General features: G+C 63.4%; 32 protein-coding genes. 22 read left to right on the top strand and 10 right to left on the bottom strand.

Going from position 1 to position 25,341, the window contains the following annotated elements; all coding sequences use genetic code 11:
- Positions 1–133: 133 nt before the first annotated feature.
- The 3 genes from JJC00_RS04745 (at position 134) to JJC00_RS04735 (ending at position 2,486) form a co-directional block, all read left to right on the top strand.
- Positions 134–1,105, top strand: a complete 972-nt coding sequence (locus tag JJC00_RS04745; RefSeq protein ID WP_200471587.1) for a S1C family serine protease — start codon at positions 134–136, stop codon at positions 1,103–1,105.
- 21 nt (positions 1,106–1,126) lie between these two features.
- Entirely contained in the window at positions 1,127–2,197 is a 1,071-nt protein-coding gene (locus tag JJC00_RS04740) for a phospholipase (protein WP_200471586.1), read from the top strand.
- 82 nt (positions 2,198–2,279) lie between these two features.
- Complete coding sequence (locus JJC00_RS04735; protein WP_027530639.1) at positions 2,280–2,486, top strand: hypothetical protein; 207 nt, start codon at positions 2,280–2,282, stop codon at positions 2,484–2,486.
- 84 nt (positions 2,487–2,570) lie between these two features.
- Here JJC00_RS04735 and JJC00_RS04730 read toward each other — a convergent pair whose 3' ends face one another.
- A complete protein-coding gene (locus tag JJC00_RS04730) occupies positions 2,571–3,230 on the bottom strand; it encodes a DsbA family protein (protein WP_200471585.1) in 660 nt (219 codons plus the stop codon).
- 183 nt (positions 3,231–3,413) lie between these two features.
- Positions 3,414–3,890: a PaaI family thioesterase gene (locus tag JJC00_RS04725; protein ID WP_200471584.1), complete on the bottom strand. Its 477-nt coding sequence runs from the start codon at positions 3,888–3,890 to the stop codon at positions 3,414–3,416.
- A 109-nt stretch (positions 3,891–3,999) separates the two neighbouring features.
- Here JJC00_RS04725 and JJC00_RS04720 point away from each other — a divergent pair, with 109 nt between their 5' ends.
- Positions 4,000–4,548 carry a TetR/AcrR family transcriptional regulator gene (locus JJC00_RS04720; protein ID WP_200471583.1) on the top strand — a complete coding sequence of 183 codons (549 nt, stop codon included), beginning with the start codon at positions 4,000–4,002 and terminating at the stop codon, positions 4,546–4,548.
- A gap of 48 nt (positions 4,549–4,596) precedes the next feature.
- On the opposite strand, the gene JJC00_RS04715 is transcribed toward JJC00_RS04720, so the two are convergent.
- Positions 4,597–5,094 carry a hypothetical protein gene (locus JJC00_RS04715; RefSeq protein WP_188104093.1) on the bottom strand — a complete coding sequence of 166 codons (498 nt, stop codon included), beginning with the start codon at positions 5,092–5,094 and terminating at the stop codon, positions 4,597–4,599.
- 187 nt (positions 5,095–5,281) lie between these two features.
- Here JJC00_RS04715 and JJC00_RS04710 point away from each other — a divergent pair, with 187 nt between their 5' ends.
- Positions 5,282–5,557, top strand: a complete 276-nt coding sequence (locus tag JJC00_RS04710) for a PsiF family protein (protein WP_200471582.1) — start codon at positions 5,282–5,284, stop codon at positions 5,555–5,557.
- A 100-nt stretch (positions 5,558–5,657) separates the two neighbouring features.
- The gene (locus tag JJC00_RS04705; RefSeq protein WP_200471581.1) at positions 5,658–6,743 is read left to right on the top strand and encodes an AbrB family transcriptional regulator; all 1,086 of its coding nucleotides are present in this window, start codon (positions 5,658–5,660) and stop codon (positions 6,741–6,743) included.
- On the opposite strand, the gene JJC00_RS04700 is transcribed toward JJC00_RS04705, so the two are convergent.
- Entirely contained in the window at positions 6,740–7,369 is a 630-nt protein-coding gene (locus JJC00_RS04700) for a pyridoxamine 5'-phosphate oxidase family protein (protein WP_200471580.1), read from the bottom strand. The two genes, JJC00_RS04705 and JJC00_RS04700, sit on opposite strands and share 4 nt — an antisense overlap.
- Before the next feature lie 124 nt (positions 7,370–7,493).
- Here JJC00_RS04700 and JJC00_RS04695 point away from each other — a divergent pair, with 124 nt between their 5' ends.
- Positions 7,494–8,378 carry a LysR family transcriptional regulator gene (locus JJC00_RS04695; RefSeq protein ID WP_200471579.1) on the top strand — a complete coding sequence of 295 codons (885 nt, stop codon included), beginning with the start codon at positions 7,494–7,496 and terminating at the stop codon, positions 8,376–8,378.
- Here the strand turns inward: JJC00_RS04695 and JJC00_RS04690 are convergent.
- Both JJC00_RS04690 and pobA read right to left on the bottom strand, forming a co-directional pair.
- A complete protein-coding gene (locus tag JJC00_RS04690; protein ID WP_200471578.1) occupies positions 8,335–8,790 on the bottom strand; it encodes a PaaI family thioesterase in 456 nt (151 codons plus the stop codon). The two genes, JJC00_RS04695 and JJC00_RS04690, sit on opposite strands and share 44 nt — an antisense overlap.
- Positions 8,791–9,007: 217 nt before the next feature.
- The gene (gene pobA / locus JJC00_RS04685) at positions 9,008–10,177 is read right to left on the bottom strand and encodes a 4-hydroxybenzoate 3-monooxygenase (RefSeq protein ID WP_200471577.1); all 1,170 of its coding nucleotides are present in this window, start codon (positions 10,175–10,177) and stop codon (positions 9,008–9,010) included.
- A 255-nt stretch (positions 10,178–10,432) separates the two neighbouring features.
- Between pobA and JJC00_RS04680 the strand changes: the two genes are divergently transcribed.
- The 11 genes from JJC00_RS04680 to JJC00_RS04630 all read left to right on the top strand — a co-directional run bounded on the left by JJC00_RS04680 (position 10,433) and on the right by JJC00_RS04630 (position 19,891).
- Positions 10,433–11,449 (top strand): TRAP transporter substrate-binding protein, encoded by a 1,017-nt coding sequence (locus JJC00_RS04680; RefSeq protein ID WP_200471576.1) that lies wholly within the window; start codon positions 10,433–10,435, stop codon positions 11,447–11,449.
- A 227-nt stretch (positions 11,450–11,676) separates the two neighbouring features.
- Positions 11,677–12,186 (top strand): TRAP transporter small permease, encoded by a 510-nt coding sequence (locus JJC00_RS04675; RefSeq protein WP_200473978.1) that lies wholly within the window; start codon positions 11,677–11,679, stop codon positions 12,184–12,186.
- Positions 12,187–12,188: 2 nt separating this feature from the next.
- Positions 12,189–13,508, top strand: a complete 1,320-nt coding sequence (locus JJC00_RS04670) for a TRAP transporter large permease (RefSeq protein ID WP_200471575.1) — start codon at positions 12,189–12,191, stop codon at positions 13,506–13,508.
- A gap of 12 nt (positions 13,509–13,520) precedes the next feature.
- Positions 13,521–13,982: a DUF3237 domain-containing protein gene (locus JJC00_RS04665; protein WP_200471574.1), complete on the top strand. Its 462-nt coding sequence runs from the start codon at positions 13,521–13,523 to the stop codon at positions 13,980–13,982.
- A 44-nt stretch (positions 13,983–14,026) separates the two neighbouring features.
- Positions 14,027–14,215, top strand: a complete 189-nt coding sequence (locus tag JJC00_RS04660) for a type II toxin-antitoxin system HicA family toxin (RefSeq protein ID WP_200471573.1) — start codon at positions 14,027–14,029, stop codon at positions 14,213–14,215.
- Between the two features lie 5 nt (positions 14,216–14,220).
- Entirely contained in the window at positions 14,221–14,619 is a 399-nt protein-coding gene (locus JJC00_RS04655) for a type II toxin-antitoxin system HicB family antitoxin (RefSeq protein WP_200473977.1), read from the top strand.
- 125 nt (positions 14,620–14,744) lie between these two features.
- Entirely contained in the window at positions 14,745–15,554 is an 810-nt protein-coding gene (locus JJC00_RS04650) for a crotonase/enoyl-CoA hydratase family protein (RefSeq protein WP_200471572.1), read from the top strand.
- Positions 15,551–17,434 (top strand): feruloyl-CoA synthase, encoded by a 1,884-nt coding sequence (locus tag JJC00_RS04645; RefSeq protein ID WP_200471571.1) that lies wholly within the window; start codon positions 15,551–15,553, stop codon positions 17,432–17,434. Before JJC00_RS04650 ends, JJC00_RS04645 begins: the two co-directional genes overlap by 4 nt.
- A gap of 22 nt (positions 17,435–17,456) precedes the next feature.
- On the top strand, positions 17,457–18,218 hold the full coding sequence (locus JJC00_RS04640) for an SDR family NAD(P)-dependent oxidoreductase (protein ID WP_200471570.1): 762 nt from the start codon (positions 17,457–17,459) through the stop codon (positions 18,216–18,218).
- An 11-nt stretch (positions 18,219–18,229) separates the two neighbouring features.
- Complete coding sequence (locus JJC00_RS04635; RefSeq protein ID WP_200471569.1) at positions 18,230–18,649, top strand: acyl-CoA thioesterase; 420 nt, start codon at positions 18,230–18,232, stop codon at positions 18,647–18,649.
- Between the two features lie 90 nt (positions 18,650–18,739).
- Positions 18,740–19,891, top strand: coding sequence for an ABC transporter substrate-binding protein (locus JJC00_RS04630; protein WP_200471568.1), 1,152 nt, complete (start codon positions 18,740–18,742; stop codon positions 19,889–19,891).
- A 77-nt stretch (positions 19,892–19,968) separates the two neighbouring features.
- Here the strand turns inward: JJC00_RS04630 and JJC00_RS04625 are convergent, their stop codons facing one another.
- The gene (locus JJC00_RS04625) at positions 19,969–20,697 is read right to left on the bottom strand and encodes a glutathione S-transferase family protein (protein ID WP_200471567.1); all 729 of its coding nucleotides are present in this window, start codon (positions 20,695–20,697) and stop codon (positions 19,969–19,971) included.
- A 38-nt stretch (positions 20,698–20,735) separates the two neighbouring features.
- Positions 20,736–21,011: a hypothetical protein gene (locus JJC00_RS04620; RefSeq protein WP_200471566.1), complete on the bottom strand. Its 276-nt coding sequence runs from the start codon at positions 21,009–21,011 to the stop codon at positions 20,736–20,738.
- A gap of 112 nt (positions 21,012–21,123) precedes the next feature.
- Between JJC00_RS04620 and JJC00_RS04615 the strand changes: the two genes are divergently transcribed.
- Together JJC00_RS04615 and JJC00_RS04610 are read left to right on the top strand one after the other, a co-directional pair.
- Positions 21,124–21,822: a helix-turn-helix transcriptional regulator gene (locus JJC00_RS04615; protein WP_027530661.1), complete on the top strand. Its 699-nt coding sequence runs from the start codon at positions 21,124–21,126 to the stop codon at positions 21,820–21,822.
- A gap of 16 nt (positions 21,823–21,838) precedes the next feature.
- Positions 21,839–22,153, top strand: coding sequence for a YkgJ family cysteine cluster protein (locus JJC00_RS04610; RefSeq protein WP_200471565.1), 315 nt, complete (start codon positions 21,839–21,841; stop codon positions 22,151–22,153).
- On the opposite strand, the gene JJC00_RS04605 is transcribed toward JJC00_RS04610, so the two are convergent.
- Together JJC00_RS04605 and JJC00_RS04600 are read right to left on the bottom strand one after the other, a co-directional pair.
- The gene (locus JJC00_RS04605) at positions 22,150–22,548 is read right to left on the bottom strand and encodes a hypothetical protein (protein WP_200471564.1); all 399 of its coding nucleotides are present in this window, start codon (positions 22,546–22,548) and stop codon (positions 22,150–22,152) included. The two genes, JJC00_RS04610 and JJC00_RS04605, sit on opposite strands and share 4 nt — an antisense overlap.
- A gap of 143 nt (positions 22,549–22,691) precedes the next feature.
- A complete protein-coding gene (locus JJC00_RS04600; protein WP_246774329.1) occupies positions 22,692–23,039 on the bottom strand; it encodes a DUF3307 domain-containing protein in 348 nt (115 codons plus the stop codon).
- A gap of 404 nt (positions 23,040–23,443) precedes the next feature.
- Here JJC00_RS04600 and JJC00_RS04595 point away from each other — a divergent pair, with 404 nt between their 5' ends.
- Positions 23,444–24,892 carry a TAXI family TRAP transporter solute-binding subunit gene (locus JJC00_RS04595; protein ID WP_200471562.1) on the top strand — a complete coding sequence of 483 codons (1,449 nt, stop codon included), beginning with the start codon at positions 23,444–23,446 and terminating at the stop codon, positions 24,890–24,892.
- Positions 24,893–25,012: 120 nt separating this feature from the next.
- Positions 25,013–25,231: a hypothetical protein gene (locus JJC00_RS04590; RefSeq protein ID WP_200471561.1), complete on the top strand. Its 219-nt coding sequence runs from the start codon at positions 25,013–25,015 to the stop codon at positions 25,229–25,231.
- Positions 25,232–25,341 lie beyond the last annotated feature (110 nt).

The raw sequence follows: 25,341 nt of genomic DNA, 5'->3' as shown, positions 1-25,341 counted from the left end.
GAAATCGGTGGCGCGACATCTGGAATAGTTGCGGTCAAGCCTTTCAAGATGGCCTCCTCCGGCCTAAATTATGCTTGCTTCGCGCGTTGTTCCGCAGCCATGGCGGAGCGATGCTCTCAGCCAGGAGAACTCCATGCCCGCCTTGACCGAATGGAGAGTGCCGCCGGCCAATCAGCCGCGTGCGAGCGATTACGGCTTCGATCTCGAACGCGCGCTCGCCTCCGTCGTCGGCCTGCACGCCATCATCCCGCCGGACGCCTCCAGTGCCGAAACGCTCGGCACCGAGCGTGCCGGCAACGGCGTCGTCATCGATGACGGGCTGGTGCTCACCATCGGCTATCTCATTACCGAAGCGGAATCTGTCTGGCTTCACCTCGGCGACGGGCGGGTGGTGGAGGGGCATGTGCTCGGCTTCGATACCGTCACCGGCTTCGGCCTGGTGCAGGCGCTCGGCCGGCTCGACATCGCGCCGCTGCCGCTCGGCTCGTCGGCGGACACCCGGCTCGGCGACCGCGTCGTGGTCGGTGGCGCCGGGGGGCGCACGCGATCGGTCGCGAGCCAGATCGTCGCAAAGCAGGAATTCGCCGGTTATTGGGAGTATCTGCTCGACGAGGCCTTGTTCACCTATCCCGCCCACCCGAACTGGGGCGGCACCGGACTGATCAACGCGCGCGGCGAATTGATCGGCATCGGCTCGCTCCAGCTCAAGCGTGAACGCGACGATAAGGACGAGCATGTCAACATGATCGTGCCGATCGATCTACTGAAGCCGATCCTCGACGACCTCCGCAAGTTCGGCCGCGTCAACAAGCCGGCGCGGCCGTGGCTCGGGCTGTATTCGACCGAGATCGACGACCGCTTGGTGGTGATCGGGATCTCTGCCAACGGTCCCGCCGCGCGCGCGGAGCTCAAGACCGGCGACGTCATTCTTGCCGTGGATGGCGACGAGGTCACGAGCCAGACGGCGTTCTACAAGAAGATGTGGGGGCTCGGCGCTGCCGGCGTCGACGTACCGCTCACCGTGCATCATGAAGGCGTCACCTTCGACGTCACGGTCACATCGACCGACCGCTTCAAGCTGTTGAAGGCGCCGCAGCTGCACTAATTCCACATAGAGGAAGCAGCAATGACCGAGGCCGTCGTCGACGACATCGTGGCCATGCTGCCGCCGTTGCTCAACGCGCTGGAAGCGCTTGGATATTTCGGACGGCATTTGCATCCGCCGGCCTTCGGCTCGGTCATGAATGCAATCGGCGCGCCGGACGAAGCGCTACAGTCGGCACATGCAGCGATCGGCGCATGGCCGGAGCAGTTCGCCGGATTGCGTGAGCGGCTCGATCTTGCCTGCAATGAGACGCTCGCCGCCTTTGCCGGCATCCGCGACGTCGAGCGCGGCAATGGCGATCTCGTCGCGGTGTTCCGTGCGCTTCGCCATGTGCCGCGCGCGCAGGAGGCGCTTTATCCGCTGTCGCTGCAATTTCCGCCGGTCAGCAACTTCTTCCTCAACACCGCCAATCGCGAGAATGCAGAGCTGCTATCACGGTTGGAGATCGGCGCAAGTGAGCACACCGGCATCTTCCACGATCACAACGAGCCCGGCAGCCGCGGCGGCTTCTCGGTTTATGTGCCCGAGTACTACACACCCGATCGCACCTGGCCTCTGGTGATGGCGCTGCATGGCGGCAGCGGCAACGGACGCGGCTTTCTGTGGAGCTGGCTGCGCGATTCCCGCAGCCTTGGCGCGATCCTGGTGGCGCCGACCGCGACCGGACAGACCTGGGCGCTGATGGGCGATGACACCGACACGCCCAACCTGATGCGCATGCTCGAAACCGTGTGCCGCCGCTGGACGATTGACGCCTCACGCATGCTGCTGACCGGCATGAGCGATGGCGGCACCTTCTGCTACGTCAGTGGCCTCGATGGCGCCTCGCCCTTCACTCATCTCGCACCGGTGTCGGCGACCTTCCATCCGCTGATGGCGGAGATGGCCGACGCCACGCGTCTGCAGGGCCTGCCGATCTTCATCACCCACGGCAAGCTCGACTGGATGTTTCCGGTGCAGACCGCGCGGCAGACGCAAGCGGCACTTGCCGCCGCGGGCGCCGATGTCACCTACCGCGAGATCGACGATCTCAGCCACACCTATCCGCGCGAGATCAACGCGGAGCTGCTGCAATGGCTGAATGGAGGGTGAACGAACTGTCCTTACCTGCGCCGCACAGTCGCGGAACCATCGCTTTGGGCCGACGTTATCCGCCCGTCACCGGAGGTTCGCCATGCAGACTTTTTTCGGAATGATTTTAGGCGCGCTGCTGCTCGGCTGCGGTGTCTATGTCTATGACTCCATGCAGACGTCGTCCGTCGCCAATGGCGAGGTCGCGACTGCCAATCGCACCATCGTGAACTGGGATGTCGCGAAGGCCGACTGGAATGCGCTGCAAGATCGCGCGCACAAGGGCTGGGTCCGGATTTCGTCGAAGTAACTTCGATCGACCAGACATGAACAAGGCGCCGTCGCGAGTCCGCGGTGGCGCCTTTGTCTTGGCCAGTGTCAGCGCAACGATACGTCAGTTCATCTTGGCCTTGCGGGCGTCGGCGATGACTTGCTCGAACTCGGCCATGCTGAGCACACCCGGCACGCGGTACTTGCCGACAATGAACGACGGCGTGCCGCGGAAGCCGAAAGCTTCGGCCTGCTCGTTGTTGCGCTTGAGGATACCGTCGATGTCCTTGGCGTGCGCGGTGAGGTCGCTCTTGAGGCGGTCCATGTCGACGCCGGCAGCCGCGAGCAGCTCGTTGATGCGCGACTCGGTCAGGCGCGAGCTGACGCCCATCATGGCGTCATGGGCCTGGTGGTACTTGTCCTGGAATTTCGCGGCGAGCGCGATCCGGGCCGCCGTCACCGAGACGGGCCCGAGGATCGGCCAGTCCTTCAAAACCAGCCGGACCTTGCCGTCGTCCTGGATGACCTGGCGCAACTCCGGTTCGAGCTTGCGGCAATAGGGGCAATTGTAGTCGGACCACTCGATGATGCTGATATTGCCATCGGGATTGCCGGCAACGGGAACGGCGGGATCGCGCAGCACCTTGGCTTCGGTCAGCACTTCGTCATCATCGGTGGCCGCGCGCGTCACGGTAATCCCGCCAGCCGCGAGGGCGCCCGCTCCGATCAACGTCAGCGCGGCGCGCCGAGTCGGCACAAGGCCTTTAGTCCTGAATCCAGCCATATCTCGTCCCGTTTCGGTCCCATCGCAGCAGTTACGGCTCAGGACCAGGAATTGTTACAGGTCATATAGAGTGTCGCGGCCGTGATGTCATCGCACCCAGCGTGACCACCGAGGGGACAGCAACGAAGTCGCCAGAGCGTTCAGGCTCATGGCGATGCCGGAGACTGTTGCTCCAGCAAGCAGCTAGGCGCGGGATGCACGCTGTTCGTGCGAAGCCGCAACACGGGGCAGCATTGCCATCAGCGTGCCGGTCATCGTCGCAATCAGCGTGGTCTTGCCCTCGTGCTCGGCAAACGCCTTCGCCTCGCAGAAGGTCAGCGTACGGCCAGGCTTGACAACGTCGGCCTTGAACACAATACGCTCGCCGCGGGCGGGGGCGAGCAGCGTCGTCTTGAACTCGACCGTGAGGATATCGGCCTCGGTCGGCATCAGCGTAAAGGCGGCGACGCCGCAGGCGTTGTCGAGCCCGGCGGTAATGATGCCGGCATGGACAAAACCATTCTGCTGCGTCAATTCTGGCGAGTGCAGCATGGCCAGCTCGGCTTCGCCGGGCGCGAGGCGGACGATCACAATGCCAAGCGTGCGCATCGCCGGCTGTCTCTCGAACATCGCGATGGCCGCCGCACGATAGCCCGGGTTTTTCGGCTCGAACGCAGCCATCGCACTTCCCCTGCCCTGCCCCTGCCCTGCGATCCTGATACGGTAGCGTATCAAGCGCGAGACGCGTTAGCAATACGGCACCGTATCAAGAACCGGTGAGGCTTCCTTCATGAACGACGGCAAGGGCGATGTCTGGGTCGAGGCGGGGTTTACCGAGCTCGCCCGCGCTGGTGTCGAGGGGGTGCGGGTGGAGGTGCTCGCCAAGAATCTGGGCGTCACCAAGGGCGGCTTCTACCGCCGCTTCGCCGATCGCGCCGCGCTGCTCGATGCGATGCTTGTGCACTGGCGCGAGGGACGCTCGGCATCAATCGCACAGCAGACCAGCCTCGACGGGCAAGCGCCCCGCGAGCGGCTGAAGGCGGTGATCCAGCTCTATTCCGAGCGGCTCAATCCGGAGGGCATGGCCATCGAGCTCGCGATCCGGCAGTGGGCGCGCTCCGACGAGAGCGCCGCTGCGGCGGTGGCGAGCGTGGATGCGGCGCGGCTCAAGCACGTTGCCGAGCTCTATCGCGCGACCGGCCTCGAGGCCGAGGAGGCCGAGGCGCAGGCTTTCCTGTTCTACTGCTTCATCTTCGGCCAGAGCCTGTTGTTCGTCGAGCGTGGCCCGCGCAAGCGGTCGCAGCTCGTGGCGAAATCGGCCGATAAATTGCTGGGCTAACGCAAGAGGCCGGAGCTCGGGCTCCGGCCTCGGCGTCATCTTGAAACCTCAGGCGGCGCCCTTCAGCTTCTTGTTGCATTCGCTGTAATAGCCGCCGCCCTTCTCGATCCACTTCATGCCGCCATTGCCGTTGGTGGTCTTGTTGGCGTTGTACTGGTCGACGCAGGTATGGAGGCGAGCCTTACCGGCGGTCTCCTTGGCATATTTCGGATCGACCGCGTTCGGGAAGATCGCAGGGCCGGCCGGCAGGGTCGGCGCCGGAGCGGCAGCGGGGGCTGCCTCCTTCTTGGCCTGCTTCGGCTCGGCAGCAGGCGGAGGCGCAGCCGGGGCAGCCGCAGTCGGCGCCGCGGCGGGCGTTGCATCGGCGCCGCACTGGGCCTTGCGGAAGTCATTCCACTTCATGGTGCCGAGCGAGCCGTCCTTCTTGGCTGCCTGGTATTTCGCGCTGCACTCCTGCGAGGTCAGCGCCTGGGCCGGCGCGCTCGCCACCAGCGCGGCTACGCCCGACACCGCAATCGCACACAACAATTTGGCTTGAATGGTCATCCTTGGTCTCCCTCAGGGAAGCAAAACGAGGACCGCTATCCTAGCGTGCTCGAGACATCCGACAAGGAAGTGATGGCGCCCGGCGCCAAAATATAGTGATAGCAGTGGCCAGGATTATTCATGTGGCGTTCAGCAAGGTGGGCCGACGTTCGCGATCCTCCGCCATTCTCGCAAGAAGAGCCACACCATGACCCTCGCCTCCCGTCTCGCCGTCGTTGCGATCGCCTCCCTCTTCGCCGCCGGCACCGCCTTCGCGCAGACCGCCGCGCCGGCCGCCAAGACCGATGCTGCTGCCACCACCGACAAGAAGGCGCCGAAGGAGCATTCGGCCGAGTCGCTCGAATGCTCCAAGCAGGCGGATACCAAGGGCCTGCATGGCAAGGAGCGCAAGAAATTCCGCTCCGAGTGCATCAAGACCGCCAAGGGCGGAATGGCTGCTCCGGCCGCCGCCGACAAGAAGTAAATCCGTCACAAATCTTCCCTCGCTTTTGGCGGGAGGTGCACGCATTGCGGCATGACGTAGCCGCAATTGTGCGGCTCCCGCCGATTTGCGATAAGGCGGCGTGAAGCAAATCACCGCCTCCCTTCCGTTCGAATGGCCGAGCCGTGCCAAGGTTTTGAGCACTGTGGAGACGCTCGTCATCGGCGCCGCCGGTGGACTTGCGTTCCTGGCCGTAGGCCTTCCGGGCGGCTTGATCTCGGGGTCGATGATCGCGGTCGGGATCGCCGCGATTGCCGGGCGCCGGCTTTCAGTGCCGCCGCTCCTGACCCAGACCGTGCTGGTGCTGCTCGGCATTTCACTTGGCTCCGTCGTCTCGCGCCATCTGATCCAGCAGGTCAGCGCCTATCCGCTGACCATCGGGCTCCTGGCGCTCGCCACTTTCTGCTCGACCTTCGGATCGAGCTATTACCTCCAGCGCATCCATGGCTGGGACCGCACCTCGGCCTTCCTCGCCGGCAGCCCCGGCGCGCTGTCACAGATCACGATTTTGGCGGTCGAGCGCGGCGCCGACCTGCCGGGCATCGCGGTGGTGCAGACCATGCGCGTCATCATTCTCACCGCGGCACTGCCGATGGTGCTGGCGATTGCGGGCGTCGCGCCCTCCGTCGCGCCGTCGCTGACGACGGCGATTGCCTCGCCGCTCGATCTTCTGGAGCTGGTCGCAGCTTCGCTGGCGGCATCGCTCCTGTTGCGGCTGATCAAGTTTCCGGCGAGCTGGATGTTCGGCGCGATGATCGCCTCCAGCGTGCTGCATGGCGCGGGCTGGGTCGAGGGCGGACTCCCGAACTGGGTGCGCGGCGTCGCGCTGGTCGGCATCGGCGCGCTGATCGGCAGCCGCTTTGCCCGAATGCGGATCAAGACGCTCGCCGGCCACATCAACGCCGCGCTGGGCTCGTTCGCCGTGGCGATCGCCGTTTCCTCGATCTTCGTCGGCATCGTCGCGCTCACCACACAGGTAAAATTCTCCGACGTCGTCGTTGCGTTTGCACCCGGCGCGATGGACGCGATGCTGGCGCTGGCGCTGACGCTGCACATCGACCCGATCTTCGTCGGCGCCCATCACCTCTCGCGCTTCGTGTTCGTCACGATCGCGACGCCGGGCATCGTGCATCTGTTCGGCCGCACCCAGGACGACGTCGACGATTAAGCCTTTTCTTCCGTCCCTTGCCCCTTCAGCGCCGCGAGCTGCGCCTCCAGATCCGCAATCCGCTGGTCTCTTGCTGCTAATGCCGCTGCGACATCCGGAGCGTCGAACTTCTGCGGGATGTGCTGCGGGCAGTTGGTGTCCCAGGCAGCGATCTTGAACACGATCACCTGCTCGGGCCGCGCGCGATAGCCTTTCGGCATCAGCGAATCCGTCAGCGCATCGTCGTCCTCGACCACGCGTGCCTCGCCCCAGATCTTCACCCGGCGGCGATGAGCATAGTCCATCACGAAGATGTAGGCCTTGGGATTCTCGGAGAGATTGCCTTGCGTCAGATATTGCTGGTTGCCGGCATAGTCGGCAAAGGCGAGCGTCTGCTTGTCCAGCACCTTCAGAAAGCCCTTCGGACCACCACGGTGCTGGATATAGGGCTGGCCGTCCGCCGAGGCAGTGGAGAAATAGAAGCTGTTGGCATCGGCGAGGAAGGCCTCGAGGTTTTCATCGACCTCGGTGCGCCAGCCGCGCTGCTCGACCCGGCCATAAGCCTCTCGCGAACCCTTGCGCGCCTGGATCGCCTTCACCGCGGGGGTAAAAGCGACGTCGCTGCCATAGGTATGGGCTGCGGTCATCGGACCATCTCCTGAAAATTCCGGCGCTTCTCTGCGTCTTTTCGTCGATTGAAATGGCCCCTCCGGCGATCAAAACAATCGGCCCCCTTGACACTTCATCGTTGCAATATATGCAATAATTACGATGGACCGTCTCGAAGCCATGCATGTCTTCGTCACCGTCGCCGATCTGCGCGGCTTTGCGCCGGCGGCACGAAAACTGCGGCTGTCGCCATCAGCTGTAACCCGATTGATCGCGGCACTTGAGGAGCATCTCGGCGCCCGGTTGCTGCAGCGGACCACGCGGCAGGTGAGGTTGACCGACGTCGGCACGCGCTATCTGGAGCGCGCCCGGCGGATCCTCGCCGATGTCGAGGAGGCCGACGGCTCGGCGCGGGAGGAGCGCAATCGGCCGGCCGGACGGCTGGTGGTGTCGGCCCCGGTCGGCTTCGGCCGGCTGCATGTCGGCCCGGTCATGACCGAATATCTCAAGCGCTACCCAGAGGTCGCCTGCGAACTCAGACTGTCGGACAACCTCGTCAACCTCGTGGAGGACGCCGTCGATGCCGCCGTCCGCATCGGCCACCTCGCCGACTCCTCGCTGGTCGCACGCCAGGTCGGCGAGATGCGGCGGATCACGGTGGCGACATCAAGCTATTTGAAGCGCCACGGCGAGCCGAGGACGCCTGAGGCACTGACCAGCCACCAGACCATCCTGTTCGGACCCGCGACGGCGTGGCGCTTCGCGCAGGACGGCCGCGACATCGAGGTGACGCCGTCGCCGCGCTTCACCAGCAACAGCGCCGACGCCGCCCTGCAATATGCTGAGGCCGGCGGCGGCATCACGCGCGTGCTGGCCTATCAGGCTGCCGAGGGCCTGAAGCGCGGGCGGCTGAAAATCCTGCTGGCGAAATACGAGCAGCCGGCGCTGCCGATTCACATCGTCTATCCGACCTCGCGCCTGCTCTCGGCCAAGGTGCGCGCGTTCATCGATCTCGTGGTGGAGACGGCGGATTGGAAGTTTGGGTAGGCTTCGACACCACCCGGAACGTGCCGCTGGCCCGCGCGATCACGACACTGTCGGCCTTGATCAGGCTCTGCGCGAAGCAGATTGTCTTCCCGGTCTCGATCACGTCGCTCTCGATCGAGCACCACTGGCCGATTTCGGCGGAGCCGACGAAATCGATCGACAGCGAGACCGTCACGAACGAGGTAGTCCAGTTCGTCGCCTGCGCGCAGCTATAGCCCATGGCGTTGTCGGCGAGTGCGGTGATCAGGCCGCCATGTATCAGGCCGCGGCCATTGGTGTGCGGCCGCGCCAGCCGCAGGCCGACGATGACGGCCCTCTCCGTTTTCTTTGCGTAGATCGGCTCCCAGGGTTCGGTGAGGGGGCTCTTGCGGGACAACCGCTCGAAGCCGTCGGGGATGGTGGTGTCGGTCATGCGGGTCTCGCGTCTATTGCAATGATTGTCGCCATTGAACGCGATGGACGTGACGGACGCATCAATTACAAAGTTTTAAACGGGATTTGCGCGGGTGTTTGAAATGCGTGCTTTCGTCATTGCGAGGAGCGCAGCGACGAAGCAATCCAGACTGTCTCCGCGGAGACATTCCTGGATTGCTTCGCTTCGCTCGCAATGACGGTGTGGAGGCACCGCTCTAAAACGGCAACCCCACATAATTTTCCGACAGCGACGTCATCGCGGCCTGCGATTGCGTGACGTAGTCGAGCTCGGCAACCTGGATGCGCGCGCCGATGCTGCCGTTGTCAGGGAATTTGTGCAGCATCGAGGTCATCCACCAGGAGAAGCGCACGGCCTTCCAGACCCGGGCCAGCGCCTTGGCCGAATAGGCGTCGATGCCGGCGCTCGATTTCTCGTCATAGAACTCGCGGAGCGCGCACGACAGATAATGCGCATCGCTTGCGGCCAGGTTCAACCCCTTGGCGCCGGTCGGCGGCACAATGTGGGCGGCATCTCCGCACAGAAACAATTTGCCGAAGCGCATCGGTTCGGCGACGAAGCTGCGCAACGGTGCGATGCTCTTCTCGATCGAGGGACCGGTGATCAGGCTGTCCGCCGCCTCCTGGTCGAGTCGGCTCTTCAATTCGTCCCAGAAGCGATCGTCCGGCCATTGATCAACATGGTCGTCGAGCGAACACTGCACGTAGTGCCGGCTGCGCTTCATCGAGCGCATGGTGCAAAGCGCAAAGCCTCGTGCATGGTTGGAATAGACCAGTTCGTGGCTGACCGGCGGCGTCTCGGACAGAATGCCGAGCCAGCCGAACGGATAGACCCGCTCGAACTCCTCGATCGCCGAGGCCGGGACGCTGGCGCGGCTGACGCCGTGAAAGCCGTCGCATCCGGCGATGAAGTCGCAGTCGAGCGTATGAGTCACGCCGTCCTTCACCCAGGTTACGCGCGGGTGACTGCCGTCGAAATCGTGCGGCTTTACATCCTTGGCTTCGTAGACGGTGGTGAGGCCGGCGGCATTCCGCGCATTCATCAGGTCGAGCGTGACCTCGGTCTGGCCGTAGATCATGACCGTCTTGCCGGTCGCACCCTTCATGTCGATGCGATGACGGCGGCCTGCGAAGGCGAGCTCGATGCCTTCATGCACCAGGCCTTCGGCATGCGCCCGGGCGCCGGCGCCGATCTGGTCGAGCAACCCGACCGTTCCCTCCTCCAGGAGGCCTGCACGGATGCGCCCGAGGACGTAGTCCGGGCTCTGCCGCTCCAGAATGAAATTCTCGATGCCGTATTGGTGCAGAAGTTGCCCAAGCAACAATCCAGCCGGCCCGGCTCCGATGATTGCGACTTTTGTCCGCAATACTTGCTCCTCCCGATCCTGTAGGCTTTCGTCGCGGCTCGCTTGTCGCGGTCGTCCGCGCGCGATAATTATATCATATAACGGTTGGGCAAAAGGGGCCCGGGCAGCGACAAATCCATGCAACATGGCTGACGTAGATGACGCGGCGGCACGTCGCGGCAGTTCCGGCTTGAACGGGCCAGCCATTTAGATAACATGTTAATTAATGAGACCGGGCCATCGAAGCCCGCCGTCACAAAGAGGGAGAGACGCGTGATGAGGAAAGCCTGTCTGGCTTTGCTGCTGGCAGCAAGCGTGACGCCTGCGTTCGCGCAGGACAAGACCGTTGACCTGAAGGTCTCGCACTGGGTGCCGGCGTCGCACCCCCTACAGAAATCTTTGGAAGACTGGGTGGCCGCGGTGAACAAGGATTCCGGCGGCACCATCACGGGCAAGGTGTTTCCGGCCCAACAGCTCGGCAAGGCGTTTGACCATTACGACATGGCGCGCGACGGCATCGCCGACGTCACTTACGTCAATCCCGGCTATCAGCCCGGCCGCTTTCCGATCATCGGTGCCGGCGAATTGCCGTTCCTGATCTCGGACGCCAAGGGCGGTTCGGAGGGCCTGGATGCCTGGTATCGCAAATATGCCGCGAAGGAGATGAAGGACGTCAAATACTGCCTCGCCTTCGTCCACTCGCCCTCCTCCTTCCACTCCCGCACCAAGAAGATCGTGATGCCGGAGGACGTGAAGGGCATGAAGATTCGCCCGGCTCACGCCACCATGGCGAATTTCGTCACCGCACTCGGCGGCACCAACGTACAGTCCTCGGCACCTGAAGTGCGCGACATCATCGAGCGCGGCGTCGCCGACGGCGTCACCTTCCCCTGGGGCTCGCTGGTGCTGTTCGGCATCGACAAGGTGACGAAGTACGACATGGAAGCGCCGCTCTACACGACGACGTTCGTGTTCGTGATGAACAAGGACAAGTACGATTCGATGTCCGACAAGCAGAAGGCCGCGATCGACAAGAACTGCTCGACCGAAATGGCCGGCGTGGTCGGCGAACACTGGGGCAAGTTCGAGGATGCCGGCATCGACAAGGTGAAGGCGGAAGAAGGTCACGAGGTCTACAAGCTGACACCGGACCAGACCGCCGCCTGGAAGAAGGCGGCCGAGCCGCTGGTCAAGACCTGGGGCGATGGCGCCAAGAAGGCCGGTATCGATCCCGACGCCGCGCTGGCGGATTTGAAGGCGTCGCTGAAGAAATACAACGCGCTCGCGGAGTGACGCCGCGACGCGATCGGTCCTTCCTCCCCCTCTCCCCGTCCTTACGGGGAGAGGGTTGGGGGTGAAGGGCTGCTTCCACAGAGATGGTGACAGCTCGACTCGCCGAGAGTCCCCCTCACCCGAATTCGAGCTGCGCTCGAATTCGACCTCTCCCCGCAAGCGGGGCGAGGTGAAGTCCGCGGCGAGACCGAGATCAAACAATGAGCTCACACGACGACACACTTCCCATGAAGCGCTCCTGGATGGACCGCATCATCGACACGATCGAATGGATCGCAGCCGCCTTCGTCGGCATCGTCGCGCTGGACATCTTCGTGTCGGTCCTGCTGCGCAACACGCTGAACTATTCGATTCCCGATAGCTTCGACATCGGCCGCATGTTGCTCGGCATCCTTATTTTCTGGGGCATCGCGGCGACCTCGTATCGCGGCACGCACATCACCGTCGACCTGGTCTGGGGCAACGTCACCCCGCGCTACCAGCGCTGGATCGACGTGTTCGCAACGCTGGTGCTGCTGTTCGTCGTCACCGTGCAGACCTGGACGCTGTTCGACAAGGTGCGCGGCACCTACGGGGACAACGTCCAGACCTTCGACATGCACATGCCGACATGGCCGTTCTTCGCGATCGCCTGGATCGGCGACGTCTCGGCCGTGCTGCTGATCGCGATCCGCACTTACCGATTGATCTTCCATCCCGAAGAGATGCATGACCCCAAGCTGAAGGCGACGGAGTAATCATGAGCACCGATGCCGTCGCCGTTCTCGGCTTCGTTTCCCTGTTCGCGCTGATGTTGTTGCGCGTGCCCGTCGGCATGGCCATGGGTCTCGTCGGCGTCTCTGGCTTCTCCTATCTGGTCGGCGCAACGCCGGCGCTGAAGCTGGTCGGCCAGACCTCGATGCGCACGGTCACCGACTACACCTTCGGCGTCATCCCGATGTTTCTGCTGATGGGCTCCTTCGTCAGCAATTCCGGCATGAGCCGCGAGCTGTTCCGCGCCGCCAACGGCTTTGTCGGGCACTTACGCGGCGGCCTCGGCATTGCCACCGTCGGCGCCTGCGGCGGCTTTGCCGCGATCTGTGGCTCGTCGGTCGCAACCGCGGCGACCTTCTCCGCGGTCGCCTACCCCGAGATGCGCCGCTTCGGCTATCCGCAATCCTTTGCGACCGGTGTGATTGCGGCCGGCGGCACGCTGGGTGCGATGCTGCCGCCCTCCACCGTGCTTGCCGTCTACGGCATCATCACCGAGCAGGACATCGGAAAACTCTTCATCGCCGGCATCATTCCGGGCCTGCTGGCGATGACCATGTACATGATCACGATCTTTCTGATCGGCTATTTCCGCCCCGACTTCCTGCCCAAGGGCAAGGTACTGCCATGGCGCGAGCGCTTCGCGGGCCTGAAAGACATCTGGGCGCCCGTGCTGCTGTTCGTGTTCGTGATCGGCGGCCTCTACGGCCTGCCGTTCCTGCCGCGCTTCACGCCGACGGAGGCCGGCGGCGTCGGCGCTGCCGGCGCCTTCATCATCGGCATCGTCACGGGACGGCTCGATCGCGAGAAGGTGCTGGCTTCGCTGCTCCAGGCGACCCGCACGGCAGCGGCCGTGTTCACCGTACTGATCGGCGCGCTGATCTTCGGCTATTTCCTCACGGTGACGCAGACACCGCAGAAGGTGACGGAGTTCCTCACTGGTCTGGGCCTCGGCCCCTACGGCGTGCTGGCGCTGATTATGGTGATGTATCTCGTGCTCGGCTGCCTGATGGACGCTATGGCGATGATCATCCTGACCGTGCCGATCATCTTCCCCGTCATCACGCATCTCGGCTTCGATCCGGTCTGGTTTGGTGTCATCATCGTGATGACCGTCGAGCTCGGCCTGATCCATCCGCCTGTGGGCATGAACGTCTTTGTCATCAAGAGCGTGGTGAAGGATGTCTCCTTCGCCACCATCTTCAAGGGCGTCATCCCGTTCGTGGCAACCGATCTCGTGCGCCTCGTGATCCTGATCGCCTTCCCGTTGCTGGCGACGTGGCTGCCGACGCGGATGATGGCGCACTGAGAGAGGCGAACGATGATCGCACCGATGCTTGAGACAAAATACGTCTTCACCATCACCGCAAAAATCGGCGACGTCGTCACCGCCGGCGAGACCGGCATCGGCGTCCGCCGCATCATCCCGATCATCGGCGGCGAGGTGAAGGGTGCGGTGACCGGCAAGGTGGTGACGTTCGGCGCCGACTTCCAGACCATCCGCCCGAGCGAGCTGATCGATCTCGAGGCGAAATACGCCTTCGAGACCGACGACGGCGCCGTCGTCTATGTCGAGAACAAGGGCATGCGCTTCGGCCCGGTCGAGCTCTTGCAAAAGCTCAAGCGTGGCGAGCCGGTCGATCCCAAGCTGATCTATTTCCGCACCGTGCCGAAATTCGAGACGGGGCACGAAAAGTACCGCTGGCTGATGGAGCGCATTTTTGTGGGCTCGGCGGCGCGGCATGGGGACCGCGTGGTGATCGACGTGCATCAGGTGATGTGAGCCGCTCGTTGACAAATGCATTCCGATGTGTATAAATACACACTATGAATAGCCGAGAGATTATCTCGGCCTTACAAAGGGATGGCTGGGTCCAAGTGGCTCAAAAAGGCAGCCACGTCCAATTCAAGCACCCGACGAAAACGGGCCGCGTCACCGTCCCTCATCCGAAGCGCGACATCCCGCTCGGGACGCTGAAGAGTATCGAAAAGCAATCAGACCTGAAGTTGAGGTGAGCGTCATGCGTCATTACATCGGTCTGATCCATAAGGATGCCGACAGCGATTTCGGGGTATCGTTTCCCGATCTGCCAGGCGTCGTGACCGCGGGCACCACGCTCGACGATGCACGCGACATGGCCGAAGAGGCGCTGGCGCTTCATCTTGAAGGCATGGCGGAAGATGGAGAAGCGATTCCCGAGCCTTCGTCGCTCGAGGAGATCATGTCGGATCCGAAGAACCGATCGGGCGTTGCCATTCTGGTTTCGGTGAAGAATGACCAGCCAAAAATCGTGCGCGTCAATGTCACCTTGCCCGGTGACGTCCTTGAGCAGATCGACAAATACGCCGAGACGCACGGGTACACGCGTTCCGGTCTACTCACTCAGGCCGCCAAGAAGATGATTACGGAAACGGCCTGAGCAGTTCTCGCACCCCATCGGTCTATTTCGCGTGTCGGCGCGGCCTTCGCAAACATCATTACGAAGGCCCATATTGACTCCTCCAGAATTCGTTATACAACATAACTATTCTGATAAGGACGCAAATGACACAGGGAAACGCCGAGACCGCTGCCCCGGGCGCCTCCGGGCTGCTTCAGATCGAGAGGGTGGACCGGGTTTTGACCGTGGGTCTGAACCGGCCGGCCAAGCGCAATGCCCTCAACGACGGCATCATCCTTGAAATCGGCGAATGCTTTGCGTCCCTGCCCGAGGACATCGGCGCGGTCGTCATTCACGGCATCGGCGATCATTTCTCCAGCGGCCTCGACCTCTCAGAGCTTCAGGATCACGACGCCACGGGCGGCCTGTTGCATTCGCAGATGTGGCACCGGGTGTTCGACCGTATCCAGTACAGCCGCGTGCCCGTGATCGCGGCGCTGAAGGGCGCAGTGATCGGCGGGGGGCTCGAGCTTGCCTGCTCCGCCCACATTCGCGTCGCCGAGCCCACAACCTACTTCGCGCTGCCTGAGGGTCAGCGCGGTATCTTCGTCGGCGGCGGCGGCTCAGTGCGGCTTCCGAGGCTGATCGGCGTCGCGCGTATGATGGACATGATGCTGACCGGGCGCGTCTATAGCGCGACCGAGGGCGCGTCCTACGGCTTTGCGCAATATGTCACCGAAGCCGGCAACGGCCTCACCAAGGCGCTGGAACTCGCAACCAAGATCGCCTCCAACGCGCCGCTGACCAATTTCGCGGTGCTGCAGGCGCTGCCGATGATCGCCGAAGCCAATCCGCAGACTGGTCTCCTGATGGAATCGCTGATGGCCACCGTTGCACAGAGCGACAAAGAGGCAAAACGCAGGATCCGCGAATTCCTCGAGCACAAGACCGCCAAGGTAAAGCCGAAGCCATGAGTACGGAGCCGTCCTCTTCCAGCACAGAGCGCGGCGCGAGCAATTCTCCGCTGCGGCCGATCTCGTTCGGCGATCCCGTCATCGACATCGAGCGTCGCGCCGATGGCACGATCTATTTGCGGCCGAAGCGGCCGCTCGGCGACTATCCCGTCCGCATCACCGATCGCCTGCATCACTGGGCGACGACTACCCCGGATCGCGTGTTCATGGCGGAGCGCGAAGGCGGCCGGGGCTGGCGCAAAATCACCTATGCCGAGCTGCTCCCGGCGAGCCGGCACATCGCATCAAGCCTGATCCAACGCGGCCTGTCGGCGGAGCGGCCGGTCGTCATCCTCTCCGGCAATTCGATCGATCATGCGCTGCTGGCGTTCGGCGCATTCTATGCGGGCATTCCGTTCTGTCCGGTATCGCCGGCCTATTCGCTGGTCTCAAAGGATTACGGCAAGCTCTCTTACCTGCTGAAGCTGCTGACGCCCGGCCTGGTCTTCGCCGAGGACGCTGACAAGTTCGCGGATGCGCTTGCCGCCAACGTCTCGCTCGGCACCGAGATCGCCGCGTCCTATGGCCATGTGCCCGGCCGCGACGTCACCTTGCTCGCCGATCTCATGGCAACGCCGATCCGCAGCGATCTCGACGCGGTGCACGGCAAGATCGGCCCCGACACGATCGCAAAATTTCTGCTGACGTCGGGCTCGACCGGAAATCCCAAGGCTGTCATCAACACCCAGCGCATGATCTGCGCCAACCAGGTGATGCTGCGCGAGACGCTCGCCTTCCTCAAGGACGAACCGCCCGTCATCATCGACTGGCTGCCCTGGAATCACACCTTTGGCGGCAACCACAATATCGGGCTGACGCTCTACAATGGCGGCTCGATGTATCTCGACGCCGGCAAGCCGATGCCGGGCGGCATCGAGGAGACCGTGCGCAATCTCCAGGAGATCTCGCCGACGGTCTATTTCAACGTGCCCAAGGGCTATGAATCGCTGCTGCCTTATTTGCGCGACGACCCAGGCCTGCGTGCAAAGTTCTTCGACCGGCTGCACGCGATGTTCTTCTCGGGCGCGGCGCTGTCACCCTTCGTCTGGAACAGCCTCGACGAGCTCGCCGTGAAGGAAAAAGGCTATCGCGTGCCGATGCTGACCGGCCTCGGCGCGACCGAGACCGCGCCGTTCTTCATGTCGGTCAATCCGCGTACCAGCCGCTCGGGCCACGTCGGACTGCCGGTCTCGGGGAATGACGCAAAACTGGTGCCCAACAACGGCAAGATGGAAGTTCGTGCCAAGGGCCCGAACGTGATGCCCGGCTATTGGCGCCAGCCCGACATCACCGCGAAATCCTTCGACGAGGAAGGATTTTACAAGATGGGCGACGCGCTCAAGCCCGCCGATCCCGATGATCTCAACGCCGGCTTCGATTTCGACGGCCGCGTCAGCGAGGATTTCAAGCTCGCGAGCGGCACCTGGGTCAGCGTCGGTCCGCTGCGTGCGCGCTTCGTCGCTGCCTGTGCGCCGCTGGTACGCGACGTGGTCATCGCCGGCATCAACCGCGACGAGGTCTCCGCCCTGGTGCTTCTCGATCTCGACGGCTGCCGCCTGGTCAACCCGACGCTGCCGGCCGACAATCTCACCGTCACCGCCCGCGACCAGCTGGTCCGTGAAGCTTTCCGCGAGCGCCTGATCCAGTTCCTTTCTTCGGCCACCGGCTCCTCGACGCGGATCACGCGCGCCATCCTGCTGGATGCGCCGCTGTCGATCGACAAGGGCGAGGTCACCGACAAGGGCTCGATCAACCAGCGTGTCGTGCTCGAGCATCGCGGCGCGCTGATCGAGGAGCTCTACGCTGCCAATCCATCGGACCGTGTGATATCGGTCGGCTAAGAATTCATCGAAGGAGAACGCCATGTTGTTGAAGGATCAGGCAGCCATCGTCACCGGCGGCGCATCGGGACTGGGCGCCGCCACCGCGCGAAAGCTGGCGGCGCAGGGCGCCAGGGTCGCGGTGTGCGATCTCAATGCCAAGCTCGCCGAGACCGTTGCCGCCGAGATCAAGGGCGTGGCCGTGACCTGCGACGTCTCCGATGCGGCCTCCGCCGAAGCCGCGATCGCGCAGGCGACCAAGGCCCATGGCCCGGCCCGCGTGCTGGTCAACTGCGCCGGCATCGGCGTGGCGAAGCGCGTCGTCGGCCGCGACGGCCCGATGGCGCTCGCCGATTTCGACAAGGTGATCAAGGTCAATTTGATCGGCACCTTCAACATGCTGCGCCTCGCCGCGACCGAGATGTCCAAGCTCGAGCCGCAGGCGACCGGCGAGCGCGGCGTCATCATCAACACGGCGTCCGTCGCCGCCTATGACGGCCAGATCGGCCAATCGGCTTATTCGGCGTCCAAGGGCGGCATCGTCGGCATGACGCTGCCGATCGCCCGCGAGCTCGCCCAGTTCGGCGTTCGCGTGCTGACGATCGCGCCCGGCCTGTTCCTGACGCCCCTGCTGGCCAATCTGCCGCAAGAAGCGCAGGACTCGCTTGCCGCTGCCATTCCCTTCCCGCGCCGGCTCGGCCATGCCGACGAGTTCGCCGCGCTCGCCCTGCACATGGTCGAGAATTCCTACCTCAACGGCGAAGTGGTGCGCCTTGACGGCTCGCTGCGCATGGCGCCCAAGTAAGAGCATCACGCATGTTCGTGAACCGGCGCGACGTCCAGATCCAGTGGGGCGACTGCGACCCCGCCAACATCGTCTACTACCCGCGCTATTTCGCGATGTTCGACGATTCGACGTCGACCCTGTTCGAGGTCGCCGGTTTCTCCAAGCAGGATCTGGTCCGCAAATACGGCCTGGTGGGCATCCCCATGGTCGATACGCGGTCCAAGTTCTACATCCCCTCGACCTATGGCGACTGGATCACCATCGAAACGAAGATCGAGAGCATCAAGCGCTCGAGCTTCGAGGTGAAGCACAATGTCTACAAGGGCGAGGCACTTGCTATCGAAGGTTTTGAGACCCGCGTCCTGGTCGGCCGCGATCCCGTTAACCCCGACAAGCTGAAATCGGCACCATTCCCTCCGGAAATGGTAGCCAAATTCACAGGAAGCTAGGTCCGGAGCTAAATCGCCGCATCGCCAAAAGACGGGGCTGAATTCATCCCCGATTTCTGCTTTCAAAGAAAAACGTCAAGGGAGGAATCAATGAAACGCTTTTACCTGACCGCTGCCATCGCGGCGGCCACGCTGGCGCTGCCGGCCCTGCCCGGGCTGGCCCAGACCAACGAAATCACCATCGGCATCAGCGTGACCACCACAGGTCCTGCCGCCGCCCTCGGCATTCCCGAGCGCAATGCGCTGGAATTCGTGCCGAAGGAAATCGGCGGCGTGCCGCTGAAGGTGATCGTGCTCGACGACGGCGGCGACCCGACGACGGCAACCACGAACGCACGCCGCTTCGTCACGGAGTCCAAGGCCGACATCATCATGGGCTCCTCGACGACACCGCCATCCATCGCGATCTCCAACGTCGCCAACGAAGCCGGCATTCCGCATTTCGGCCTTGCGCCGTTCCCGATCACGCCCGAGCGTGCCAAGTGGTCGGTGTCGATGCCGCAACCGATTCCGATCATGGGCAAGGTGCTCTATGAGCACATGAAGGCCCACAACGTGAAGACGGTCGGCTATATCGGCTATTCCGACTCCTACGGCGACCTCTGGTTCAACGACTTCAAGGCCCAGGGCGTGCCGATGGGCATGACCATGGTCGACGAGGAGCGCTTCGCGCGGCCCGACACGTCTGTCACCGGACAGGTTCTGAAGCTCGTCGCAGCCAATCCCGACGCGATCCTGATCGGCGCCTCCGGTACCGCAGCCGCATTGCCGCAGACCGAGTTGCGCGAGCGCGGTTATCAGGGCCTGATCTACCAGACCCACGGCGCCGCCAGCATGGACTTCATCCGCATCGCCGGCAAAGCTGCCGAAGGCGTGCTGATGGCGTCCGGTCCCGTCATGGATCCCGAGGACCAGCCGGACGAGGCCGCGACCAAGAAGCCGGGTCTAGCACTCAACGCCGCCTATGAAGGCAAGTACGGCCCGAACAGCCGCAGCCAGTTCGCCGGTCACTCGTATGACGCTTTCGAGGTCCTGAAGCGCATCATTCCGACCGCATTGAAGACGGCGAAGCCCGGCACGCCGGAATTCCGCGAGGCCATCCGCCAAGCCTGGCTGACCGAAAGGGAGATCCCGGCGAGCCAAGGCGTCTACAACTTCACCGAAAAGGATCGCTACGGTCTCGACGACCGCTCGCGCATCCTGCTCACGGTCAAGAACGGCAAATACACGCTCGCGAAGTAAGCGGCGATAGTTTCCGAGATGGCGAGAGCCGGCCCGATGGGCCGGCTCTTTTCTTTTGCGCTTTCCGGGCGATTGCGTCAGGCCGCTTGCCGCAGTGGCGTCCAGGCGAACTCTGGATAGTAGCTATCCATCATCCGGTCGACATAGGCGGTGAGGTTCGGAAATCCTTCCGCACGCTCGCGCAGCCGGGATTCGAAGAACGGTGTGAGAATTCCGGCGAGCGCGCCGAACGCGGTCGCGTCGACCCCGCTGGGCTTGTTGCCCATCAGATAGGATTTGTCGCCAAGCTGCACCGACAGCGCGAACAGCGAGCGAACCGCGAGTTCGACGTCGTCATCGGGAGCGTGGCGGCCGAGGCCAGAGAGCAGGTAATTCTCGGCGACACGGAACTGGGCGTCCTCGCGCAGCTTCTCGCGGCTGTGCTCGGGCGCCCCGTCGAAGAAATGCGCAGGACCCTTGGCGAAATTGGCAGCATCGACCCAGCGCGCGCCGACCAGCGACCAATAGACGTGGTGCTCGATCATGCGCTCGAACGCCCAGGCCTGGGCGCGTTCGTGCAGGGAAAGGCCGGCGTCGAAGTCGAAGCCGTAGCGGCGCTCGATATGGGCGCGGATGAAAGTGGAATCGGCCACCGCCTCGCCGCCGTCATCGATGAAAGGCAGCTGCCCCTTCGGTGAAGCCGGCGGCATCGCGCGCTCCTTCCGGTAGGGCAGTCCCGCCATCTTGAGCTGCACCTCGGTCTTGGTGACAAAGGGGCTGATTTCCGGCAGGCCGAAGCCGGTGCCAAAGCCATAAAGCGTGATCATTGGAGCTCTCCTGAACCTGCCGAAAGAGTTGACGGAACCTAGTGCCGGGCTGCTGCCACCATGGTGGCAGCAGCCGTGATATCTTCTGCGAAACGGGCCCCCCGCCAGGCGCGGCCCATGACATGGCGGACCAGCGCGTCCGCAGCCTGGATCAGCGAGCGTGTCAGCATGGTCGCGAGCGCCACGCGGAGGTCGACGACGGTGAGATCGAAAAGGGTGAGGCGGCTGAAGGCCCAGGCATACAGCGAGGCATGCAACGAGGCCTGGCTCCGCCACAACGGACCGGCCGGACCGAAATGGGTTGGAATGATCATGGACAAATCCTCTTCAGTCGATGTGTTGTCCCGGTATAGAACTCCCCTGCTGCCAGCATCCTGTCAGCAGCCACGCACCTTTTTCTGATCCGTCCCCGATGAGAGAATTGCCATGAGACGCGCCGACCGGCTGTTTCAGATCATCCAGGTGCTGAGGCGCACCCGCAAGCCGCTGACGGCGGACGCGATTGCGGCCGAGCTCGAGACTTCGAAGCGAACGATCTATCGCGACATCGCAACGCTGATGGGCCAGCGCGTGCCGATCCGTGGCGAAGCCGGCATGGGCTACATTCTCGAGAAGGGTTTCGACCTGCCACCCCTAATGCTGACACCCGACGAGATCGAGGCGGCGGTGCTGGGCGCGCAATGGGTCGCGGGCCATGCCGATTCCACGCTGGCGCGCGCGGCTGAAGATCTGATGGCCAAGATCGCCGACACCGTGCCCGAGCGCCTGCGTCCCTTCGTGCTGGAGCCTGCGAGCCGCGCGCGGCCGAGCTGGAACAGGGAGCCGGACCGCCTGGACATGGCGCGCACGCGCACCCAGATTCACGAGGGCAAGAAGATCATGCTGCGCTATCGCGACGAGCAGGGCCGCCCCAGCGAGCGCATGATCTGGCCGATCTCGGTCGGCTATCTCGAAGCCGTGCGCCTGCTCGCGGCCTGGTGCGAGCTGCGTAGCGATTTTCGCAGCTTCCGCACCGACCGTGTCGTGGATGCGACCTATCTCGACGAAAGATATCCGGAGCGGCGCGACGTGTTGCGCGCCAAATGGCGGCAGAGCCTGGTCTGGGGTCCGCCCAAAGATACCTGAAGGACACGTGACGACGATGGAAGAAATCGATCTGTCGAGCTGTTGCCAGAGCTGCGGCGCCTGCTGCGGCTACTCGCAGAACTGGCCGCGCTTCTCGATCGAGAGCGACGAGGAGCTTGCAGCTATTCCGGAGACGCTCGTCAACGCGCGTCAATCCGGCATGCGCTGCGAGGGCGATCGCTGTTCGGCGTTGCAGGGCGAGATCGGCAAGGTGACCGCATGCGGCATCTATGCGGTCCGGCCGGAGGTGTGCCGCACCTGCATGCCCGGCGACGCCGAATGCGCGATGGCGCGGCGGAAGTTCGGGCTGCCCGTAATTGTGACCGCTTAAGCCGGAACCGCTTCGCTGATCTCGTCGTCGATCTCGTCGTCCAGCGGTGCGAGGACCGAGAGCGGCTTGGTCGACAGCGTGATCGGCTTGCGGCCACCCGACAGCGACGGGGACGCTTTGGCCGAGCCCCCGCGCGACAGCGCATAGAGCGTCGAGCCGACACGGCCGCCGTTCTCGATCAGGTTGCGCTCGCTGCAGCTGGCTGCGATCGCGACGGCCAGCGAATGAAGATGGCTGCGGCGATAGCAGAACAGCGCCAGCCTGGCGCGCGCGTCAGGGGAAACACTCTCAACCAGCCTCGGCAGGCCACTCTCGCTGGCGCGGTACATCTCGCCAAGGAGCTCGTCGCGAACCGGGCAGAAATCGCTTTCATAAGCGTCGCGGCTTGAAAACATTGCAGTTCTCCCTCGTGTGGGGAAGATGCAGCGCAATTCTCTAATGAAAGGTTAACCACCCGGAACGGTAGTCACCCGGGGTCCTTGCGCCCTGGACGCGAATAAGTCGGCCCAGACGGGCCGAGGATCGGAAACAACCGACCTCAGTTCGCCGCCATGAAGATGGAGAGGCCGAAGCCGGTCAGGTGGTGCAGCGCCTGGTCGACGCCGATCAGGGTCCAGAACCAGGGGTGCTCCTGATTGACGCCGAAATTCGCCGAGACCAGTCCCTTGGCGCGGTCGATCGTGATGTGAATAAAGAAGTCGATCAGCGCCACGAACCAGAACTTCGGCGCCACGATCAGGATCAGCGGCAACGCAACCGCAAGGTGAATCAGGCAATGCACCAGAAGCGGCAAAGCCCAGCCGTGCTTCTGGTCCTTGCCATGCGCCATCCAGGCGGTCTGCAGCACGAAATCGGCAATGATGTGCTTGAAGGTGAGCAGCAACATCCAGCCAATGAGCGCTTCGACCGGAACCGCCGATGACAGGGGTGGAAACGACAAAGCTGACGCCCTCGTTGACTCGAAAAGAAAAAATGGAGCGTTCAGCGCAACTTCTTTTTGGACCCGCCAGAACATCGGGACCGCTGATTTATGACATCTCCCGCGACGGAATGCAGCCGGGGGAAACTGGAAAATCGCCAACTGTGGCTAAACGGTGATAGCATGACCAAACGACGCGGATCGGTCGGGTAAGGTTACCTTCGGCGCGGAATTTGCATTCTTTTGCTGGAGCGCTATCATCCTCAGGTAGAGGATTATCGTTCTTTTTTCAGACGCTTACGAAATTTTCGAGCGTGCCGCCGGCGATCGTCGTGCCGCGCGCCACCCAGAAATAAGGCCAGAGTGCTGCCATGAGTGCTGAAGGCCCGACCTCGTCAGCCGAGCTCCCGCCGCGACGGCGTCCCAAGGTGATCAAGACCAATCAGCAGCAGGTCCTGCTCTATGTCGTGCTGACCCTGCTGCTGTCGCTTGCCACCGTCTGGGCCGGCCGCGCCTGGTTGCACAATTCGGAGACGCTGACCTTTGCCGTCGGCGCTCCCAACAGCGACGAAGCCCTGTTCGCGACCAAGCTCGCCACACTGCTGAAGAACAACGCCTCGCGCTTCCGGATCAAGATCGTCAACAGCGCCGACAACGCCAAGGCGCTCGCGCAGTTCGATCGCAAGCAGGCCGATCTTGCCGTCCTGCGCACCGACGCCAAGGTGCCGCTGCGGGCGCGCACGCTCGCGATCCTCGAGCACGATCTCGTGCTCCTGCTCGGCCCCGGCAACAAGAAGATCAAGTCGCTCGTCGAGCTCAAGAAGAAGAAGGTCGCCATTCTCGCCGAGAATGATTCCTCTCTCGCCTTCGTCCGCAGCATCCTCGACATTCCCGCCGACAGCCCCGACGCCGCGAAAATCCAGATGGCGCCGCCGGGTGCGACGCTGGACAAGCTGTTCGCGCCGGCCAACGGCTTCAGCGCGGTGATTGCCGTCGTCCACGCCTCCAGGGCCGTGCGCGACAAGGCTTATGAGCAGGTCGCCAAGCGCGGCGGCTTCACGCTCAATGCAATCGACGACGCCAAGGCGCTGGCGCGTAAATTCCCCGGCATTTCCGACGAGACGCTGACGGCCGGCACGCTGTCGGCGTCGCCCGAGATTCCCGACGACGATCTCGACACGATCGGCCTCGAATGGCTGCTGGTCGCGCAGTCCAAGATGTCGGCGACCACCGCTGGCGACATCGCGCGCATCGTCTACGAGAACAAGTCCGCGCTCGGGCTCGACAACGGCTTTGCAACCCATATCGAACCGGCCTCCGTCGAGAAGGACGCTTACGTGATGGCGCATCAGGGCGCCGCCGATTACATCAACGACGACACCAAGTCGTTCATGGATAAGTACAGCGACATGATGTATCTGGGCGCCGCCGCGCTCAGCGTCATCGGCTCGATCTTCGCCGCGATCTACGCCAAGATCACGAGGATCGCGCCGGAGAAGGCTGGCGAGCTTTCGACCGCTGTCCTCGACGTCGGCGAGCGCATCGAGCACGCTCATTCGCTGGACCAGCTCGAATGCCTGCAGGACGAGCTCGAGAGCATCTTGCGCGGCGCCGTGGTCGGCCTCAGAGACGGTACGATCAGTACCGACGGGCTCGATACCTTCAAGCTCGGCTATGAATTTGTGCGCGACGAGATCGAGATGCGCCGCGACTACCTGAAACGCCATTGCGGCGAGGCCGACCAGGTCGCGAGCCCTGCCGCTCTGCCCCTACCGGACGACAGCAATGTCGTGGTGGTGAAGACAGCTCAGAGTGCCTGACCTATCGATTCGCGGCTCGGGGCCCGGGGCCTTCGCCTTTTGAGGCGAATCGCGGCCCGCCCGCTGGAACGGTTTTGCCTCTGCAACCGTTGGCCTCCTTGTACAACCGGAGAACGCACCATGCGTATGCTCCTTCTCATCATCTTGCTGGGAATGCTGGTTGCGGTTGGTTATTTCGCCTACTCCGCGATGGCGGTCGGGGGCGCCCCGATTCCGACGGAAGGTTATGTGGCACTGGCGCTGGGAGCGGGGTTTTCCGTGATCGTCGGCATCGGCCTCATGATGCTGTTGTTCCTGAGCAGCCGCCGCGGCTACGACGAACCTCCACATTTCAAATAGCAAGCAGGCCCGGTCCTGCATCAGGCGCCGTACTGAACGCCCCGTCGTTGACGGCTCCGGTGCGGGCGGGCACTTTGGCGCTGAGGTCCCAGCCCGGGACCGCAAGAACC

The organism is Bradyrhizobium diazoefficiens (assembly GCF_016616885.1).
GTDB classification, from domain to species: Bacteria; Pseudomonadota; Alphaproteobacteria; order Rhizobiales; family Xanthobacteraceae; genus Bradyrhizobium; species Bradyrhizobium diazoefficiens_F.
This window is presented reverse-complemented; position numbering and strand designations above follow the sequence as displayed.

Excerpts from the sequence above, each read along its gene's own strand:
- JJC00_RS04745 (WP_200471587.1), top strand. The coding sequence starts at position 134 with ATGCCCGCCTTGACCGAATGGAGAGTGCCGCCGGCCAATCAGCCGCGT.
- JJC00_RS04740 (WP_200471586.1), top strand. The coding sequence starts at position 1,127 with ATGACCGAGGCCGTCGTCGACGACATCGTGGCCATGCTGCCGCCGTTG.
- JJC00_RS04735 (WP_027530639.1), top strand. The coding sequence starts at position 2,280 with ATGCAGACTTTTTTCGGAATGATTTTAGGCGCGCTGCTGCTCGGCTGC.
- JJC00_RS04730 (WP_200471585.1), bottom strand. The coding sequence starts at position 3,230 with ATGGCTGGATTCAGGACTAAAGGCCTTGTGCCGACTCGGCGCGCCGCG.
- JJC00_RS04725 (WP_200471584.1), bottom strand. The coding sequence starts at position 3,890 with ATGGCTGCGTTCGAGCCGAAAAACCCGGGCTATCGTGCGGCGGCCATC.
- JJC00_RS04720 (WP_200471583.1), top strand. The coding sequence starts at position 4,000 with ATGAACGACGGCAAGGGCGATGTCTGGGTCGAGGCGGGGTTTACCGAG.
- JJC00_RS04715 (WP_188104093.1), bottom strand. The coding sequence starts at position 5,094 with ATGACCATTCAAGCCAAATTGTTGTGTGCGATTGCGGTGTCGGGCGTA.
- JJC00_RS04710 (WP_200471582.1), top strand. The coding sequence starts at position 5,282 with ATGACCCTCGCCTCCCGTCTCGCCGTCGTTGCGATCGCCTCCCTCTTC.
- JJC00_RS04700 (WP_200471580.1), bottom strand. The coding sequence starts at position 7,369 with ATGACCGCAGCCCATACCTATGGCAGCGACGTCGCTTTTACCCCCGCG.
- JJC00_RS04695 (WP_200471579.1), top strand. The coding sequence starts at position 7,494 with ATGGACCGTCTCGAAGCCATGCATGTCTTCGTCACCGTCGCCGATCTG.
- JJC00_RS04690 (WP_200471578.1), bottom strand. The coding sequence starts at position 8,790 with ATGACCGACACCACCATCCCCGACGGCTTCGAGCGGTTGTCCCGCAAG.
- JJC00_RS04680 (WP_200471576.1), top strand. The coding sequence starts at position 10,433 with ATGAGGAAAGCCTGTCTGGCTTTGCTGCTGGCAGCAAGCGTGACGCCT.
- JJC00_RS04675 (WP_200473978.1), top strand. The coding sequence starts at position 11,677 with ATGAAGCGCTCCTGGATGGACCGCATCATCGACACGATCGAATGGATC.
- JJC00_RS04670 (WP_200471575.1), top strand. The coding sequence starts at position 12,189 with ATGAGCACCGATGCCGTCGCCGTTCTCGGCTTCGTTTCCCTGTTCGCG.
- JJC00_RS04665 (WP_200471574.1), top strand. The coding sequence starts at position 13,521 with ATGATCGCACCGATGCTTGAGACAAAATACGTCTTCACCATCACCGCA.
- JJC00_RS04660 (WP_200471573.1), top strand. The coding sequence starts at position 14,027 with ATGAATAGCCGAGAGATTATCTCGGCCTTACAAAGGGATGGCTGGGTC.
- JJC00_RS04655 (WP_200473977.1), top strand. The coding sequence starts at position 14,221 with ATGCGTCATTACATCGGTCTGATCCATAAGGATGCCGACAGCGATTTC.
- JJC00_RS04650 (WP_200471572.1), top strand. The coding sequence starts at position 14,745 with ATGACACAGGGAAACGCCGAGACCGCTGCCCCGGGCGCCTCCGGGCTG.
- JJC00_RS04645 (WP_200471571.1), top strand. The coding sequence starts at position 15,551 with ATGAGTACGGAGCCGTCCTCTTCCAGCACAGAGCGCGGCGCGAGCAAT.
- JJC00_RS04640 (WP_200471570.1), top strand. The coding sequence starts at position 17,457 with ATGTTGTTGAAGGATCAGGCAGCCATCGTCACCGGCGGCGCATCGGGA.
- JJC00_RS04635 (WP_200471569.1), top strand. The coding sequence starts at position 18,230 with ATGTTCGTGAACCGGCGCGACGTCCAGATCCAGTGGGGCGACTGCGAC.
- JJC00_RS04630 (WP_200471568.1), top strand. The coding sequence starts at position 18,740 with ATGAAACGCTTTTACCTGACCGCTGCCATCGCGGCGGCCACGCTGGCG.
- JJC00_RS04625 (WP_200471567.1), bottom strand. The coding sequence starts at position 20,697 with ATGATCACGCTTTATGGCTTTGGCACCGGCTTCGGCCTGCCGGAAATC.
- JJC00_RS04620 (WP_200471566.1), bottom strand. The coding sequence starts at position 21,011 with ATGATCATTCCAACCCATTTCGGTCCGGCCGGTCCGTTGTGGCGGAGC.
- JJC00_RS04615 (WP_027530661.1), top strand. The coding sequence starts at position 21,124 with ATGAGACGCGCCGACCGGCTGTTTCAGATCATCCAGGTGCTGAGGCGC.
- JJC00_RS04610 (WP_200471565.1), top strand. The coding sequence starts at position 21,839 with ATGGAAGAAATCGATCTGTCGAGCTGTTGCCAGAGCTGCGGCGCCTGC.
- JJC00_RS04605 (WP_200471564.1), bottom strand. The coding sequence starts at position 22,548 with ATGTTTTCAAGCCGCGACGCTTATGAAAGCGATTTCTGCCCGGTTCGC.
- JJC00_RS04600 (WP_246774329.1), bottom strand. The coding sequence starts at position 23,039 with ATGTTGCTGCTCACCTTCAAGCACATCATTGCCGATTTCGTGCTGCAG.
- JJC00_RS04595 (WP_200471562.1), top strand. The coding sequence starts at position 23,444 with ATGAGTGCTGAAGGCCCGACCTCGTCAGCCGAGCTCCCGCCGCGACGG.
- JJC00_RS04590 (WP_200471561.1), top strand. The coding sequence starts at position 25,013 with ATGCGTATGCTCCTTCTCATCATCTTGCTGGGAATGCTGGTTGCGGTT.